Source organism: Amycolatopsis sp. NPDC004625 (assembly GCF_040609695.1).
Lineage (GTDB): Bacteria > Actinomycetota > Actinomycetes > Mycobacteriales > Pseudonocardiaceae > Amycolatopsis.
In genome coordinates this window covers 277637-291729 of sequence record NZ_JBEXKX010000004.1, presented here as the reverse complement: position 1 = coordinate 291729, position 14093 = coordinate 277637, and the positions used below count along the sequence as shown (strand labels likewise).

Annotated in this window: 14 protein-coding genes; 3 read left to right on the top strand and 11 right to left on the bottom strand. The window is 72.2% G+C overall.

Annotated elements, in window-relative coordinates; genetic code table 11:
* Positions 1–16: 16 nt before the first annotated feature.
* From ABZW17_RS07020 to ABZW17_RS07000, 5 genes are all read right to left on the bottom strand, one after another.
* Positions 17–1324 carry a glutamyl-tRNA reductase gene (locus tag ABZW17_RS07020; RefSeq protein WP_354810497.1) on the bottom strand — a complete coding sequence of 436 codons (1308 nt, stop codon included), beginning with the start codon at positions 1322–1324 and terminating at the stop codon, positions 17–19.
* Positions 1321–2235 (bottom strand): redox-sensing transcriptional repressor Rex, encoded by a 915-nt coding sequence (locus tag ABZW17_RS07015; RefSeq protein ID WP_354810495.1) that lies wholly within the window; start codon positions 2233–2235, stop codon positions 1321–1323. The genes ABZW17_RS07020 and ABZW17_RS07015 overlap by 4 nt, the downstream gene beginning before the upstream one ends.
* A 307-nt stretch (positions 2236–2542) precedes the next feature.
* Positions 2543–4099, bottom strand: coding sequence for a molybdopterin-dependent oxidoreductase (locus ABZW17_RS07010; protein WP_354810493.1), 1557 nt, complete (start codon positions 4097–4099; stop codon positions 2543–2545).
* 57 nt (positions 4100–4156) lie between these two features.
* A complete protein-coding gene (locus ABZW17_RS07005) occupies positions 4157–4396 on the bottom strand; it encodes a glutaredoxin family protein (protein ID WP_354810491.1) in 240 nt (79 codons plus the stop codon).
* Between the two features lie 10 nt (positions 4397–4406).
* The gene (locus ABZW17_RS07000; protein WP_354810489.1) at positions 4407–5918 is read right to left on the bottom strand and encodes a long-chain fatty acid--CoA ligase; all 1512 of its coding nucleotides are present in this window, start codon (positions 5916–5918) and stop codon (positions 4407–4409) included.
* Positions 5919–6232: 314 nt separating this feature from the next.
* On the opposite strand from ABZW17_RS07000, the gene ABZW17_RS06995 reads away from it, so the two are divergent.
* The 3 genes from ABZW17_RS06995 (at position 6233) to ABZW17_RS06985 (ending at position 9088) form a co-directional block, all read left to right on the top strand.
* Complete coding sequence (locus ABZW17_RS06995) at positions 6233–6925, top strand: sigma-70 family RNA polymerase sigma factor (RefSeq protein WP_354810487.1); 693 nt, start codon at positions 6233–6235, stop codon at positions 6923–6925.
* A 114-nt stretch (positions 6926–7039) separates the two neighbouring features.
* Positions 7040–8113, top strand: coding sequence for a DUF5667 domain-containing protein (locus tag ABZW17_RS06990; protein WP_354810485.1), 1074 nt, complete (start codon positions 7040–7042; stop codon positions 8111–8113).
* A gap of 87 nt (positions 8114–8200) precedes the next feature.
* Positions 8201–9088, top strand: a complete 888-nt coding sequence (locus tag ABZW17_RS06985; protein ID WP_354810483.1) for an HAD-IB family hydrolase — start codon at positions 8201–8203, stop codon at positions 9086–9088.
* Between the two features lie 63 nt (positions 9089–9151).
* Here ABZW17_RS06985 and ABZW17_RS06980 read toward each other — a convergent pair whose 3' ends face one another.
* From ABZW17_RS06980 to ABZW17_RS06955, 6 genes are all read right to left on the bottom strand, one after another.
* Positions 9152–10162 carry a lysophospholipid acyltransferase family protein gene (locus ABZW17_RS06980; RefSeq protein ID WP_354810481.1) on the bottom strand — a complete coding sequence of 337 codons (1011 nt, stop codon included), beginning with the start codon at positions 10160–10162 and terminating at the stop codon, positions 9152–9154.
* Positions 10159–11202 (bottom strand): NAD-dependent epimerase/dehydratase family protein, encoded by a 1044-nt coding sequence (locus ABZW17_RS06975; RefSeq protein WP_354810479.1) that lies wholly within the window; start codon positions 11200–11202, stop codon positions 10159–10161. The genes ABZW17_RS06980 and ABZW17_RS06975 overlap by 4 nt, the downstream gene beginning before the upstream one ends.
* Before the next feature lie 256 nt (positions 11203–11458).
* Positions 11459–11560: an AURKAIP1/COX24 domain-containing protein gene (locus ABZW17_RS06970; RefSeq protein ID WP_007030867.1), complete on the bottom strand. Its 102-nt coding sequence runs from the start codon at positions 11558–11560 to the stop codon at positions 11459–11461.
* A 155-nt stretch (positions 11561–11715) separates the two neighbouring features.
* Positions 11716–11931, bottom strand: a complete 216-nt coding sequence (locus ABZW17_RS06965) for a helix-turn-helix domain-containing protein (RefSeq protein ID WP_013222402.1) — start codon at positions 11929–11931, stop codon at positions 11716–11718.
* Between the two features lie 204 nt (positions 11932–12135).
* Entirely contained in the window at positions 12136–12948 is an 813-nt protein-coding gene (gene proC, locus ABZW17_RS06960) for a pyrroline-5-carboxylate reductase (RefSeq protein WP_354810477.1), read from the bottom strand.
* A gap of 253 nt (positions 12949–13201) precedes the next feature.
* On the bottom strand, positions 13202–14020 hold the full coding sequence (locus ABZW17_RS06955; RefSeq protein ID WP_354810547.1) for a thioesterase family protein: 819 nt from the start codon (positions 14018–14020) through the stop codon (positions 13202–13204).
* Positions 14021–14093 lie beyond the last annotated feature (73 nt).

Genomic DNA, 14093 nt, shown 5'->3' with positions numbered 1-14093 from the left:
ATGACTCTGGTCACCACTACTTCTTCTCTGAGGGGGGCTTCGGGCTCGCCACCGCGGCGGGGGCCTGCGGGTCGAGGCAGAACAGTTCGCGCAACGCGTTCGCGTAGTCGGTGTCGGCCGTCTCCGCGGCCAGCTGCTTGACCCGCACGGTCGGCGCGTGCAGCAGCTTGTCGACCACCCGGCGGACCGTGCGGCCGACCTCCTCGCGGACGGCGCCGTCCAGGTCCGGCAGGCGGTTGTCCAGCCGCAGCAGCTCGGCGTCGACGACCTCGGCCGCGCGGCGGCGCAGCGCGGTCACCGTCGGCGTCACCTCGGCGCTGCGCTGCCCGGCGAGGTAGTCGCGCACCTCGTCGAGGACGATCCCGGTCGCCTTGGCGGTCTGGCGTTCGGTGGTCGGCGTGCCCGCCTCGCGCATCCGGCGCTGGATGGTGGCCAGGTCGACCACCCGGACGTCGGCCAGCTCGCCGACCTCGGGGTCGACGTCCCGGGGCAGGCCCAGGTCGCAGACGACCAGGGTGCGGCCGCCGCGGGGCAGCACGTGCCCGGGGCCGAAGACGGCGTCCTGCGCGCCGGTGCAGCAGATCACGATGTCGGCGTCGCGCACGGCGTCGGCGACCCCGGACAGCGGGATCGCGCGGGCCGGCACGCCCTGCTCGGTGACGTTCGCGGCGAGCCGGCGGGCGCGGGCGTCGGTGCGGTTGGCCACGGTGATCTCGCCGATCCCGGCCTTGCGCAGCTGCGACGCGCTCAGCGCGCCCATCGAGCCGGCGCCGACGAGGACGGCGTGCTTGCCGGTGACGTCCCCGGCCGCGGCGAGGGCCTCGGAGACGACGGACGCGCCCAGCTGGTCGAGCCCGGTCTCGGTGTGCACGCGCTTGCCGACGCGCAGCGTGGTCTGGATCAGCTCGTGCAGCGTGCGGCCGACCGTGCCGGCTTCGCGCGCGGTGGCGTAGGAGGAGCGGATCTGGCCGAGGATCTGCGTCTCGCCGACGACCATCGAGTCCAGGCCCGAGGTGACCGAGAAGAGGTGCTCGACCGCGGCGCCGGCGTAGTGGACGTACAGGCTGTCGTAGAGCTCCGCGGGTTCCATCCCGGCCTGGCGGGACAGCACGCGGCTGACGTCGTCGAGGCCGCCGTGGAAGGTCTCGACGACCGCGTAGACCTCGATCCGGTTGCACGTCGAGACGAGCATGACCTCACTGACGTGCTCGGCCTGCTGCAGCTCGTCGAGGACCTTGCCGATCTCGGGCGCGGGGATCGCGACGCGCTCCAGCGTGCTCAGCTCCGCACTCCGGTGCGAGAGACCGACCGCCAAGACGCTCATGAGCGCACCACCATTCCCCGTCCGCTGTCCGGACCCGTGCCGTTCCGCCTGCCGTTCCCGTTCTCGGCGGGCGCCACCGCACCCGGTAGTCCGGAACTGGCCTGATTCAGGGCGGCGTCGTCCGCTCGGCGGGCCACATGGAACGAGAGTATCTGCAGCTCCACGGCCAAATCCACTTTCCGGACCTCAATGTGAGCGGGAACCTGCAGCACGACGGGCGCGAAGTTGAGGATGCACTGGACACCGCCCGCGACCAGGCGGTCACACACCGATTGCGCGGCGGTCGGCGGGGTGGCGATCACCCCGATCGAAATGCCCCGTTCGGCGCAGATCCGCGGGATGTCGTCCATGTGCGACACCGGCAGCCCGCCGACCGGCACGCCGATCAGGTCCGCGTCCAGGTCGAACAGCGCTTCGACCGGGAAGCCGCGCCCCGGGAAGCCGCCGTAGTTGGCCAGCGCGTGGCCCAGGTTGCCGATCCCGACCACGGCCACCTTGTGCTGCCGGGTCAGGCCGAGGATGCGCTCGATCTGGCTGACCAGGACGCCGACCTCGTAGCCGACGCCGCGGGTGCCGTAGGAGCCCAGGTAGGAGAGGTCCTTGCGCAGCTTCGCGGAGTTCACTCCGGCGGCCTGCGACAGCTCTTCGCTCGAAACGGTCGTCGCGCCCTGTTCAGACATCCCGGACAGCACGCGGAGGTAGACGGCGAGCCGGGCGACCGCGGCTTCGGGGATGGACTTCGCCCGGACGGCCTCGGGGGCATCCCCGTTGCGGCCCGGCACCCCGGCGGGGACGGCGGGCATTTCGGCGGTCGGGGCGTTGTCGGCGTCCGGTGTGGCCGGACGGCGGGGCCGTCGCGGCGCCCGGCCCGGGGAGTCCGCCGCGTCGCGCCTCCCCCGCTCTGTCACCACGCCGTCGTCTCCCTGCCCACTGTGCACCCGGCGGCCATCGCCACGGCCGTACCGAACTGTGTCTTGACCCCGGTCACGGAGTCCGGTTCGATGCCGGACGCCCGGGGGCGATGGCCCTACGGTAGACCACTTGTGAACGCACGCACAAAGTCACAGGTCGGAGGCGGTTCCCGGCGCTCCGGACCGGCCGCGCGATCATGACACGGCGTCAGAATCCTTGTCCGCCAAGCACTCTGCCGCCGCGGTCGTGAGTGGTAAGGCGGGTTCTAACCCGCCTTACCACTCACGAGGGCCGCGGCAGAGGACGTCAGCTCGCGTTGAGGGTCACCGAGTGCCAGCCGGTCGCGCCGTCGGGGACCGGGTCGGCGCGGTTTTCCGTCTGCGTGTACCCGTCCTGGTCGGTCGCCCGGACGGACGCCTGGTGCGAGCCCTGCGGCACGTCGAGCTCGATCCACCACATCCGCCAGGTGTCCTTGCTCACCTCGGCCGACAGCACCGCCGGCTGCCACGGGCCCTGGTCCAGCCGGACCTCGACCTTGGCGATGCCGGTGTGTTGCGCCCACGCCGTGCCGGCCAGCCGGACCTTGCCCGCGCTCACCCGCGCGTACGCCGACGGGGTGTCGATCCGCGATTCGGTCTTGATCGGCGCCTGCTCCGCCCACCCGCGGCTGAGCCAGTACGCCTGCCGGTCGTCCCACCGGGTGAATTCGAGGGACTGGACCCACTTCGTCGCGGACACGTACCCGTACAGGCCGGGGATGACGATCCGCGCCGGGAAACCGTGCTCGACCGGCAGCGGCTCGCCGTTCATCCCGATCGCCAGCATCGCGCCGCGGGTCCGGTCGAGGGCGACGTTCGCCGGGGTGCCGCAGGTCCAGCCGTCGACGCTGGTGGCGAACATCTGCTGCGCACCCGCCTGCACGCCGGCCTGGTCGAGCAGGTCGGCGAGGTCGACGCCGATCCAGGAGGCGTTCGAGATCAGCGGGCCGCCGACCTCGTTGGACACGCAGGTCAGCGTCACCCGGCGCTCGACCAGCGGCCGGCTGCGGATGTCGGCGTAGGAGAACGTCACCTCGCGGTCGACCATCCCGTGGATCTTCAGGCTCCAGTCCTCGGTGCGCAGCTGCGGCACGACCAGCGCGGTGTCGATCCGGTAGAAGGCCGCGTTCGGCGTGAGGAACGGCGGGGAGCCCAGCTTCGCGAAGTCGGCGTCCGCGGGCAGCGGCGGCGCGGTCCGCGCGGGGACGAGCGGCCCGACCGCGGCCCGCGAGTCTTCGGCGTCCGAACTGGTCCCGGCGACCTGGCCGACGACGGCCGCGACACCCGAGCCCGCCACGACGCCGACCCCGGCGCGCAGGAACTTCCGCCGGTCGAAGCCGCGGTCGTGGACCACGCCGGGCGGCAGTGCGAGCCGGTGCAGCCAGCTGAACACCGCGAGCCCGGCGACCAGGGCGGCGACCGGCGCGAGCAGCGAAATCTGCCCGAGGTCGCTGCGCGCGAACACCGCGGCGACCCCGGCCGCGCCCAGCAGGACGACGAGCACCTGCCCGGCCCGCGGCGTCCGGCGCGACAGCTGCCCGGCCAGCAGCGCGAGCAGGACCAGCACCACGGCGAGCCCGAGCTTCAGCACCGGCTTGTCCCAGGTGCCCAGCGTCCGCTCGGCCCACTTCACGATCGCGGTCGGGCTGTGGTCGATCACGTAGTTGGCCACCGCGATGAACGGCGACGCCGTGTACCCGACGAACCCCGCCACCAGGTGTCCCACGCCGAGCGCGGCGGCCAGGGCGAGGAGCCCGATCAGGGTCGCGACCGGCAGCGAAAGCCGCCGGGGTGCTTCGGGCGGCGCTTCCTGCAGAGTGCTCACGTCTCCATCTTCGGAGCGGAAGCGTGAAGCGGCTGCTCGATCCCGCTTACGGACGTGTTACGGCTGAAGCGCTCGCCGCAGCCTGTCCTCTTCGACGCGCCAGTAGCCGTGCTCGGCGCCGTCGACCAGGATCACCGGGACGCGGTCGCCGTACTCCGCGCGCCACTCCGGGTCCGTGTCGACGTCCTTGGCCCGCCACGGGACACCCAGCTCGCCGCAGATCCGGGCGACCTCGACCTCGGCGACCTCGCAGAGGTGGCAGCCGTCCCGGCCCATGACCGTCACTTCGTGCGCCATGGCGTCCTTCCTACCGCAGCCGCAGGCGGCGCAGCTTGCCGGTGGCCGAGTGCGGCAGCGACTCGGCGAACTCGACCAGGTGCGGCACCTTGTACCCGGCCAGGTGGGCCGCGCAGTGGTCGACGACCTGCTGCTCGGACAGCGCCGCCCCGGCCGCCGGCACGACGAACGCCTTCACCGCTTCGCCGCTGCGCTCGTCCACGACCCCGACGACGGCGGCCTCGGCCACCTCCGGCAGCTGCCCGATGACCTCCTCCACCTCGCGCGGGAAGACGTTGAAGCCGTTGACGATGATCAGGTCGTTGGCCCGGTCGACCAGGTGCAGGTCGCCGTCGACGTCGAGGTAGCCGACGTCGCCGGTGCGGAACCAGCCCTCGGCGTCGGGCCCGTGGCCGCCGTCCGGCCAGTAGCCGGAGAAGAGGTTGGCGCCGCGGATCGACACCAGCCCGGTCTCGCCCACGGCCTCGAAGACGTCGCCGACGTCGTCCGGGTCGAGCGGCACGGCCTGGTCGGTGCCGTCGCTGTCCACCAGCCGCAGCTCGACCCCGGGCAGCGGGCGGCCGACCGAGCCGGGCTTCGGGTAGCCGGTGACCAGCGTCGACGTCACCACCGGGGCGCATTCGGTGAGGCCGTAGCCCTCGTAGACGTCGAGGCCGGTGGCCTCGCGGATCGCGGTCAGCACCTTCGGGTGCAGCGGCGCCGCGCCCGAGGTCATCCGCCGCACGGTGGCCAGCCCGCGGCGGAGCTCGTCGGCGCCGAGGGCGGCGAACTCGCCGTACATCGTCGGGACGCCGGTGATCGAGGTGACGCCGTGTTCGGCGCAGTCGTCCAGCGTGCGCTGGGCCTCGAAGCGTTCCGAGAGGATCGCGGTCGCGCCGGCGGCGACGGCCTGCAGCAGCCCGGGGCCGAGGCCGTAGACGTGGAAGAGCGGGATGGTGATCAGCACCCGGTCGTCGTGTTCGAGGACGCCGTCGACCCCGCTGATCTGCTCGAGGTTCGCCAGCAGCGCGCGGTGCGACAGCATCACCCCGCGTGGCGGCCCGGTGGTGCCGGAGGTGTACGAAACGACCGCGATGTCCTCTCCGGACCGGTCGGATTCGACGGATTCGACTACGCCATCCGGGTCAGTCACGGGCGTGACGCCGCTCACGCCGTCCGGCAGGTCCGCGTCCGCATCACGCTGGACGACGACCTTCGCACCGCTGTGCTCCAGCAGCTTCCCGAGTTCGGGCCCGGGCACCTGCGGCGACAGCGGCACGACGACGGCCCCCGCCCGCAGCGCGCCGAAGAAGGCCACCGCGAAGTCGACCGACGTCGGCAGCCGCAGCCCGACCCGGTCCCCCGGCCCGACGCCGGCCTCCGCCAGCCGCCCGGCCTGGACCTGGGCGGCGGCCGCCAGTTCCCGGTAGCTCAGGCCGCGCCCGGTGCCGGTCTCGCGCACGGCCGGGTGGTCCGGCCACGTGGCCGCGGCCCGCGTGAGCAGCCCGCCGACCCCTGCTTGCGTCTCCGTTCCGGCGCTCACCCGCGACCCGCCTCTCCTCACCCGAACCGAACCGTTGCAAGTCTGTCATCTGAAGCGACGTCATGGGTGCTGACCGCGAGCGTCGCGTCTGCGCAACCCCGGAACCACTACCTACTTAGCGGTAACAACACGTATGCTGCACTGCGTCGCGCCGGTGTCGTTGATCACCGCCGCGGCCGGAGAGAGGGAGTCGCCGTGACGAACTTGCCTGCCCACGAGGTCGTGGGGCACGCGAGCCGGCCGGCCCCTGCTCGCCGGTGTTCCGGGGGTACCGTGGCCCGCTGGGCCGAAGCCGCCGCCGGAGGTGCCGCCCGATGACCGTCCCGACCGCCGTGAGCCGCGGGCCCGTCTTCATGTTCGCCGAGCGCGTCTTCGGACGTCCCTCGGCGGTACCGCTGAGCAGGCAGGCGTCCGACGACGAGCGCGCCGAGGCGGCGAAGGCCGAGGCGTGGGAGCTGGTCCGGGCCGCGCAGGACGGCGACTCGTCGGCTTTCGGCCGGCTCTACGACCGGTACGTCGACGTGGTCTACCGCTACGTGCTGTTCCGGCTCGGCGACCGCGACCTGGCCGAGGACGTCACCAGCGAGACGTTCCTGCGTGCGCTGCGCCGGATCACGTCGGTGAGCTACCAGGGACGTGACGTCGGGGCCTGGTTCGTCACCATCGCCCGCAACCTCGTGCTCGACCACGTGAAGTCGAGCCGGTTCAAGCTCGAAGTGGTCACCGACGAGGTGACCGAGCCGGGCTCGGCGCCGTTCAGCGTCGGCGCGACCGCGCAGGCCGGGCCCGAGCAGGAGGCGATCAGCCGCGCCACCCGCACCGAGCTGCTGCGCTGCGTCGCGGAACTGGGCGACGACCAGCGGGAATGCATCGTGCTGCGGTTCCTGCAGGGGCTGTCGGTGGCCGAGACGGCGGAGATCATGAACCGCAACGAGGGCGCGGTCAAGGCGCTGCAACACCGCGCCGTACGCCGTTTGGCACAACTTCTGCCCACCGGATTGCGCTGAACCCGCGAACTTTTCTGTTCGTCGACCGAATCCGGTAACCCTCGCGGCTTCTGGATCGTTACCCCACGCAGACCGGTGTCAGGCCGGCCGTGGCCCGAGAGGAAGAGCAGCGCCGTGAGGTCTGCGCGTGAGCGAGCCGAGAGCGAGCGGTTCGCGCGTGCCCTGGAACCGTCCCCGGTACGCCGGGACGGGGAGTTCGCCGACGAACTCGCGCTCGTCGGCGCCCTGCGCGACCTCGGCGCGGCCGGGGCCCCGGACCTGGAGACGCGGCAGCGGATCCGCGCGGAGATCGCGGGCCGCCTCGAGACGGCGGCGGCCACCACCCCCCGTCGGAGGTGGCGGCCGCGGACCGCCGACCTGGTGGCCGCCGCGCTCTTCCTGTTCCTCGTCCTCTCGGGGCTGACGCTGGTGCTCTCGCGCACGGCGTTGCCCGGTGACCCGCTGTACGGCGTCAAGCGCGCCGGCGAGTCGACCGCGCTCGGCCTCACGTTCGGCGACCAGGAGAAGGCGCGCAAGCACCTCGAGTTCGCCACCAACCGGATCACCGAGCTCGGTGAGCTGGCCGCCGAAGGCGGGAGCGAGGCCGACTACCGGACCGCCTACGACGACTTCGCCGCCGACCTGCGGGCCGGCGTCGCGGAGATGTCCGCCGCGGCGACCAGCGACGGCAGCGGGACGCAGGCGCTCTCCGACGTCCGGCTGTGGGCGCGCAACCAGGCGGCGCGGCTGGGTTCGCAGCCGCTGCCGGCGGACGCGGCGCCGGTCTTCGGCAACGTCCACGACCTGCTGGGCAAGGTCCAGGAGCGCACGAGCGGCCTGGTGGCCCGGATGAACTGCTACCAGATCACCACCGGCACGTCCGACGAGCTGGGCCCGCTCCCGGCGACCGGCGCGTGCACGCAGCGGCCCGCCCCGGCGGCCGGCGGGCAGCCGACCGCGGTGCCGGTCGCGCCCTCGTCGGCGGGCAGCGATTCGCCGGCGCCGACCGGCACGCAGCTGCCGCCGTCGGACGCCGCCGCGACCCCGGGCATCCCGGCCCCGACCGGCGGGGTGACACCGCCCCCGGTGTACGGCCAGGTGCCGACGACGTCGCCGCGGCCGCCGTCGACGACCACGACGACGTCCCCGCCCCCGCTGGTGTCGATCCCGCCGTTGCTGCCGGGTCTGCCGCCGATCGTCATCGGCTGAGGTCCCGGCCACACCTGCGACGACGCAGTGGGCGGCTCGCTACGCTGTGCGAAGGACCGGACGTGCGCGAACGTGGAGGCGGTGTGCGTGTCAGCTTGGCGTGGCAGGGATAAGAGTCAGGAGCTGGAGCGGCTCGCCGCGCTCGCGGGCGAGGCGTCGGCCGAGGCCGCCCACGTGGCCGCCGGCCCCGTCGCGCCGCCCGCCCCGCCGGACCTCACGGCGGCCGCGTTCTTCGACGTCGACAACACGATGATGATGGGCGCGTCGATCTTCTACTTCGCCCGCGGGCTCGCGGCGCGGAAGTTCTTCACGTCGTCCGACCTGGCCGGGTTCGTCTGGGGCCAGATCAAGTTCCGGCTCGGCGGCCGCGAGAACAAAGAGGACATCAAGACCCACCGCGAGCGCGCACTGTCCTTTGTGGCCGGGCGCACGGTGGCCGAGCTGACGTCGATCAGCGAAGAGATCTACGACGAGCTGATGGCGGACAAGATCTGGTCCGGCACGCGCGCACTGGCCCAGATGCACCTCGACGCGGGCCAGCGCGTCTGGCTGGTGACGGCCACCCCGATCGAGCTGGCGGCGATCATCTCCCGCCGCCTCGGCCTCACCGGAGCGCTGGGCACGGTGGCGGAGACCCGCGACGGCGTCTACACGGGCCGCCTGGTGGGCGACCTGCTGCACGGCCGCGCGAAGGCCCACGCGGTACGGGCCCTGGCCTCCCGCGAGGGCCTGAACCTCAAGCGCTGCACGGCGTACTCGGACTCGGCGAACGACATCCCGATGCTGTCGGCGGTGGGCACGGCGGTAGCGGTCAACCCGGACGGCGGACTGCGCGACGTGGCCCGGGCGAGGGGCTGGGAGATCCGCGACTTCCGGACCGGACGGAAGGCGGCGAAGATCGGCGTGCCTTCGGTACTGGGCGCGGGAGCGCTGGCGGGCGCGGTGGCGGCCGGAATGGCCTACCGCCGCCGCTGACGCTCGGCGCAAGTTGTCGTGAGTGGTAAGGCGGGTTAGAACCCGCCTTACCACTCACGAGGCTCAGCCGCGGAAGACCGACTTCCGCTGCGAAAGCCGCTGGTACAGCGTCTGCTGGATCGACTCGCGCACCTGGTCCGTCAGCTGGAACACCAGCATCGGGTCCTCGACCGCCTCCGGGCCGTAGGCGTCCGTGGCGATCGGCGCACCGAACTCGATGCTCCACTTCGTCGGCAACGGGACCGCGCCCAGCAGGCCCAGCATCGGGAAGAACGGCGTCACCGGGAAGTACGGCAGGCCCAGCATCCGCGCCAGCACCTTGATGTCGCCCAGCTTCGGGTAGATCTCCTCGGCGCCGATCACCGACACCGGGATGATCGGCACACCGGCGCGAAGCGCGGCCGAAACGAAGCCGCCGCGGCCGAAGCGCTGCAGCTTGTAGCGGGACGCGAACGGCTTGCCGACGCCCTTGAAGCCCTCCGGCCACACCCCGACCAGCTCGCCCTTGCGCAGCAGGCGTTCGGCGTCCGCGTGGCAGGCCAGCGTCTGGCCGGACTTGCGGGCGAACGACCCCACCAGCGGCACCTGGAACACCAGGTCCGCGCCGAGGCCGCGCAGGTGGCGGCCGCCGGTCTCGTCGTGCACCGCGACCGCCGTCATCAGGGAGTCCAGCGGGATCGTGCCCGAGTGGTTGGACACCAGCAGCGCGCCGCCGGACGCCGGGAGGTTCTCGACGCCGTACGTGTCGACGCGGAACCACTTCTTGTACAGCGCGCGCAGCGGCGGCAGGAAGACCGCCTCGGTCAGCTCGGCGTCGAAGCCGAACTCGTCCACTGTGTAGTCACCGGTCAGCCGGTCGCGGATGAAACCGAGCGCCGACCGCGCGGCGTCCGACAGGGGCTCTTCGGGCGCCGGCCGCTCGACGCCGCCGGGAAAGGCGACGACCGGTGCGTCCTCGCTGAGCTCCGCCGCTTCCGGCTTCTCCCGGCCCGGCCCGTGCAGGGGGATGACCTGCGCTTCGGCACCGCCCACCGTCTCCGCCTCGCTTCCGAAGTAGTCCTGCGGCCTGCTCATCGGCTCTGCCCAGTGGCGGCGGCGACCAGCACCTTGCCGGCCAGGCCGGCCAGCTTGCCGCCGTCGAGCACCGGGCGGAGCCCGCGTCCGACGATGTAGTCGTCGAACGCCTCACGCGTCGTCCACCGCGGGGTGTACCCGAACTCCTGCTTCAGCTTGGCGATGTCGACGACCCGGCCGAAGTTCAGCAGCCGGACCTGGTCGGCGGAAAAGTCCACGACGCGCGCGCCGCGCAGGACCTTGCCGACCGACGGCACCACGCTCCGCGGCATCGGCAGCTCGACCCGGCCGGCTCGCCGGATCGCCTGCGAGAGGGTGAGTACCCCCTCCGCGCCGACGTTGAACACGCCGGGCCGGTCGGTCAGCGTCGCCCGTTCCAGCACCGCCAGCGCGTCCGCGGAGTGCAGCAGCTGGATGCGGGCGTCGTAGCCGAACACCGTCGGCACCACCGGCAGGGCGAAGTAGCGGGCGAGGACGGTGTCGGTCTCCGGCCCGATGATGTTGGCGAACCGGAACAGCGTCGTGGTGATGTCCGGGCGGCGGCGCACCAGGCCGCGGACGTACCCCTCCATCTCGACGGCGTCCTTCGCGTACCCGCTGGTCGACGTCGGGATGAGCTCGGAGTCCTCGGTGAACACCGCCTGCGAGCGGGCGCCGGCGCCGTAGACGGCCGCCGTCGACTTGACCACCAGCTTCTGCACCTGCGGGGACCGCTGGCACGCGGCCAGCAGCCGCATGGTGCCGATGACGTTGACTTCCTTGATCGCGGTGCGCCGGCCCGGCCCGGCCGGGTGCGCGGTGCAGGACGCGTGCACCACCGTGTCGACGCGAGCCGTGCTGATCACCTTGGCGATCAACGGGTTCCTGATGTCCGCGCGGACGAACTCCGCGTGCCCCATGCGCTGCATGACCGCCTTGTCGGGCGGGACCGTGTCGACACCGATGACCCGTTCGAAGTCGGGGTTGTTGCCCAGCCGGGCGAGCAGTTTCCCGCCCAGTTCCCCGGCGACCCCGGTGACGAGCACGATGTTCGACGGCATGCGACTCCCTGCGGCGTAGGGCAAGTGGGGGGTGGACGGTCACCCGAGGCGCGCGAACCTGCACTCACTGGAAGCATCGCGCGGACGCCCTTGAGATGTTACCGCTCTTCAGTGGTAGCTCAGGCCTGTCTCACGTGCTATTGACGCCGAAACCCCCGGAAAGCGACGAACGCCTCACTCGAACGGGCGGCACGTGCCCACCACATGGACGTGGCCCGTCCAGAGACTGGACGGGCCACGGTTACGCTCAGCAGGCTTACTTGCCGGCCTTACGACGCTGGACGCGCGTACGGCGAAGCAGCTTGCGGTGCTTCTTCTTCGACATGCGCTTGCGGCGCTTCTTGATCACAGAGCCCATGGGCGCTCCTTAGTTCGACGTCGGTCACGCTGCCCGGCGCAGCGTCCAACGGGTGGAGCGCACAGGCACGAGCGGTTTTCCAGGTTACCCGTCTCCCGTGGCGGGCCGGTCAGCGGGCACGTCGTAGCACGACGTGCCGCTGGCCGGGGCGTGGATCAACCCACGTCGTAGTAGGCACCCTGGAGGTACTCGTGCACTGCTTTCTCCGGCACCCGGAAGGACTTCCCGACCCTGACGGCGGGCAGCTCACCCGAGTGCACGAGACGGTAGACGGTCATCTTGGAGACCCGCATCAGCGTGGCCACTTCGGCGACCGTCAGGAACTGGACCTGCCCGACGGCGGGCAAATCCTCCTTCTTGTTCGGCGACATGTTTACCGCGTCCTTCGACACGTGTCGCGCCACGAGGCTTCCCCACCTGTGGTATCGACACGCACGTGCTCTATCGAGAGTAGCGGGACTGGTGGGACTAATGCGACGCCTGTCACCGAGATGGGCTCCTACCAGCGCTAACGCACAAGCACCCGCGCGTGCAAGACCCGGGCAATCGCCCTTTTCGGGGAAATCAGGCTGGCGTCAGTCTTCGTCGTGCGCCTTGCCGAGCTCCACGGACCGGTCCTTCGCGGCCTCGATGGCGGCCAGCAGCGCCGCGCGGACGCCGTGCTTCTCCAGCTCGCGGATGGCGTTGATGGTGGTCCCGGCCGGCGAGGTCACGGCCTCGCGCAGCAGCACGGGGTGCTCGTCCGATTCGGCGAGCATCTTCGCGGCGCCGACGGCCGACTGGATGATCAGCTGCCCGGCCAGCGCCCGCGGCAGGCCCAGCAGGATCCCGGCGTCGATCATGGCCTCGACCAGGTAGAAGAAGTAGGCGGGCCCGGACCCGGACAGCGCGGTGACGGCGTCCTGCTGCGCTTCGGGCACCTCGACGACCTGCCCGACGTGCGAGAGCAGGTCCCGCACCACGGCCAGGTGGTCCGCGGTCGCGTACCGGCCGGCGGAGATGGCGCTCATGGCCTCGTTGACCAGCATCGGTGTGTTCGGCATCACACGCACGACGGGCACGCCCTCGGCGAGCCGCCGTTCGTAGAGCGCGGTGGGCAGCCCGGCGCAGAGCGAAACGACGAGCGACGACGGCCCGAGCAGCGGCGCGAGCTCGTCGAGCACGGGCTCGATGTCCTGCGGCTTGACGGCGACGACGAGCACATCGGCCCGCTTGGCGGCTTCCTCGACCTCGACGCCGCGGATGCCGTAGCGCGTGGTCAGCTCTTCGACGCGCGCGTGGTACCGCTCGGTGAAGAGGAGGTCGCCGGCTTCGTGGCCGCCGTGCAGCAGCCCCGAGAGCAACGCCTCGCCGATCTTGCCCGCACCCAGCACCGCGATGACCGTCATGCGCTCAAGCGTCCCAAACGGGAGTGGACGCCCCGGTGCCGGGGCCAGCCCGTGCCGCCGCCCCGATCACGCGTGATGCCCCCTCGATCACGCGTGATGCCCCGCCAGTCACGCGTGATGCCTCTCGGAGCGCACGTGATGCCCCTCCGGGCCCGGAGGCGCGTTCGTACCTGAAGGGTCGGTTCGCGTACCTGAGGGGTCGGTTCGCGTGCCTGGAGGGTCGGTTCGCGTACCTGGAGGGTCGGCCGGGGGGTCAGCCGCCCGGGGCCGGGGCCAGGCCGAGCTGGCGGGCCTGGCACACCAGGCGGCCCTGGGCGTCGACCACCGTCGCGTCCGAGTCGAACCACGACTCGTGGACCGACCTCGACTCCACCACCACCCGCAGCCAGCCCGGGGCCGGGCGGGTCCGCAGCAACGCCGTCAGCTGGACCGTCGGAGCCCAGCCGATGCGGCCGAGGTTCATCACCACCGGCGGGTTCACGTCCGAGGCCAGCAGCGTGAAGTACGGGTCCACCAGGCTGTGCCGCGGCCGCACCCACAGCCGCATCCGGGGTGGCTCGCCCGTGCGCCCGGCCAGGTAACCCGCCGTCGCCGGGTCCAGCCGGACCTCGCAGCCCTTGGCCAGGTTGAACGGGCCCTCCGTGCTCTCGGCCATCGCCAGCGCCCCGGGCGGCGGCTCGGCCGGCATCGACGGCACGTCCGTCCACTCCGGGCGCCGCATCGGGAGCCGTCCCGTCGTCACCCGGGCCTCGACGCAGCTGCGGCCGCGCTGCTCCAGGCGAACCTCGACGACCGTCGCGCGGCGGCCCACCTTGCGGACGTCCGTGCGCAGCAGCACCGGGCCGAGCGCGGGCGCGTGCAGGAACTCCGCGCTGACCACCAGCGGCTCGGCGTGCGGCTCGCCGCGCTCGTGCAGCGCGGCGATCGCCGCGCGCGCCAGCAGGGCCAGCAGGAAACCCCCGTGCGGGTGCGAGCCGATGGCCCATTCCGCACGCAGCACCGCGGTGAAGGTGCCGTCCCCCAGCGACCGCGCCGCACTCGCCGTGTCGAAGGACACGGCGGTGCCGTCGATTCCGCTCACGAACGGTCCGCGCCGATTCGGGAATTCCGGGAGGTGACGATCAACGAGAGCGACGGTTTCACGG

What these genes read in the sequence shown, in the direction of transcription:
- ABZW17_RS06970 (WP_007030867.1), bottom strand. Translation starts at nt 11,560, where the DNA reads ATGGGCTCTGTGATCAAGAAGCGCCGCAAGCGCATGTCGAAGAAGAAG.
- ABZW17_RS06995 (WP_354810487.1), top strand. Translation starts at nt 6,233, where the DNA reads ATGACCGTCCCGACCGCCGTGAGCCGCGGGCCCGTCTTCATGTTCGCC.
- ABZW17_RS06975 (WP_354810479.1), bottom strand. Translation starts at nt 11,202, where the DNA reads ATGCCGTCGAACATCGTGCTCGTCACCGGGGTCGCCGGGGAACTGGGC.
- ABZW17_RS07005 (WP_354810491.1), bottom strand. Translation starts at nt 4,396, where the DNA reads ATGGCGCACGAAGTGACGGTCATGGGCCGGGACGGCTGCCACCTCTGC.
- proC (WP_354810477.1), bottom strand. Translation starts at nt 12,948, where the DNA reads ATGACGGTCATCGCGGTGCTGGGTGCGGGCAAGATCGGCGAGGCGTTG.
- ABZW17_RS06980 (WP_354810481.1), bottom strand. Translation starts at nt 10,162, where the DNA reads ATGAGCAGGCCGCAGGACTACTTCGGAAGCGAGGCGGAGACGGTGGGC.
- ABZW17_RS06965 (WP_013222402.1), bottom strand. Translation starts at nt 11,931, where the DNA reads ATGTCGCCGAACAAGAAGGAGGATTTGCCCGCCGTCGGGCAGGTCCAG.
- ABZW17_RS07020 (WP_354810497.1), bottom strand. Translation starts at nt 1,324, where the DNA reads ATGAGCGTCTTGGCGGTCGGTCTCTCGCACCGGAGTGCGGAGCTGAGC.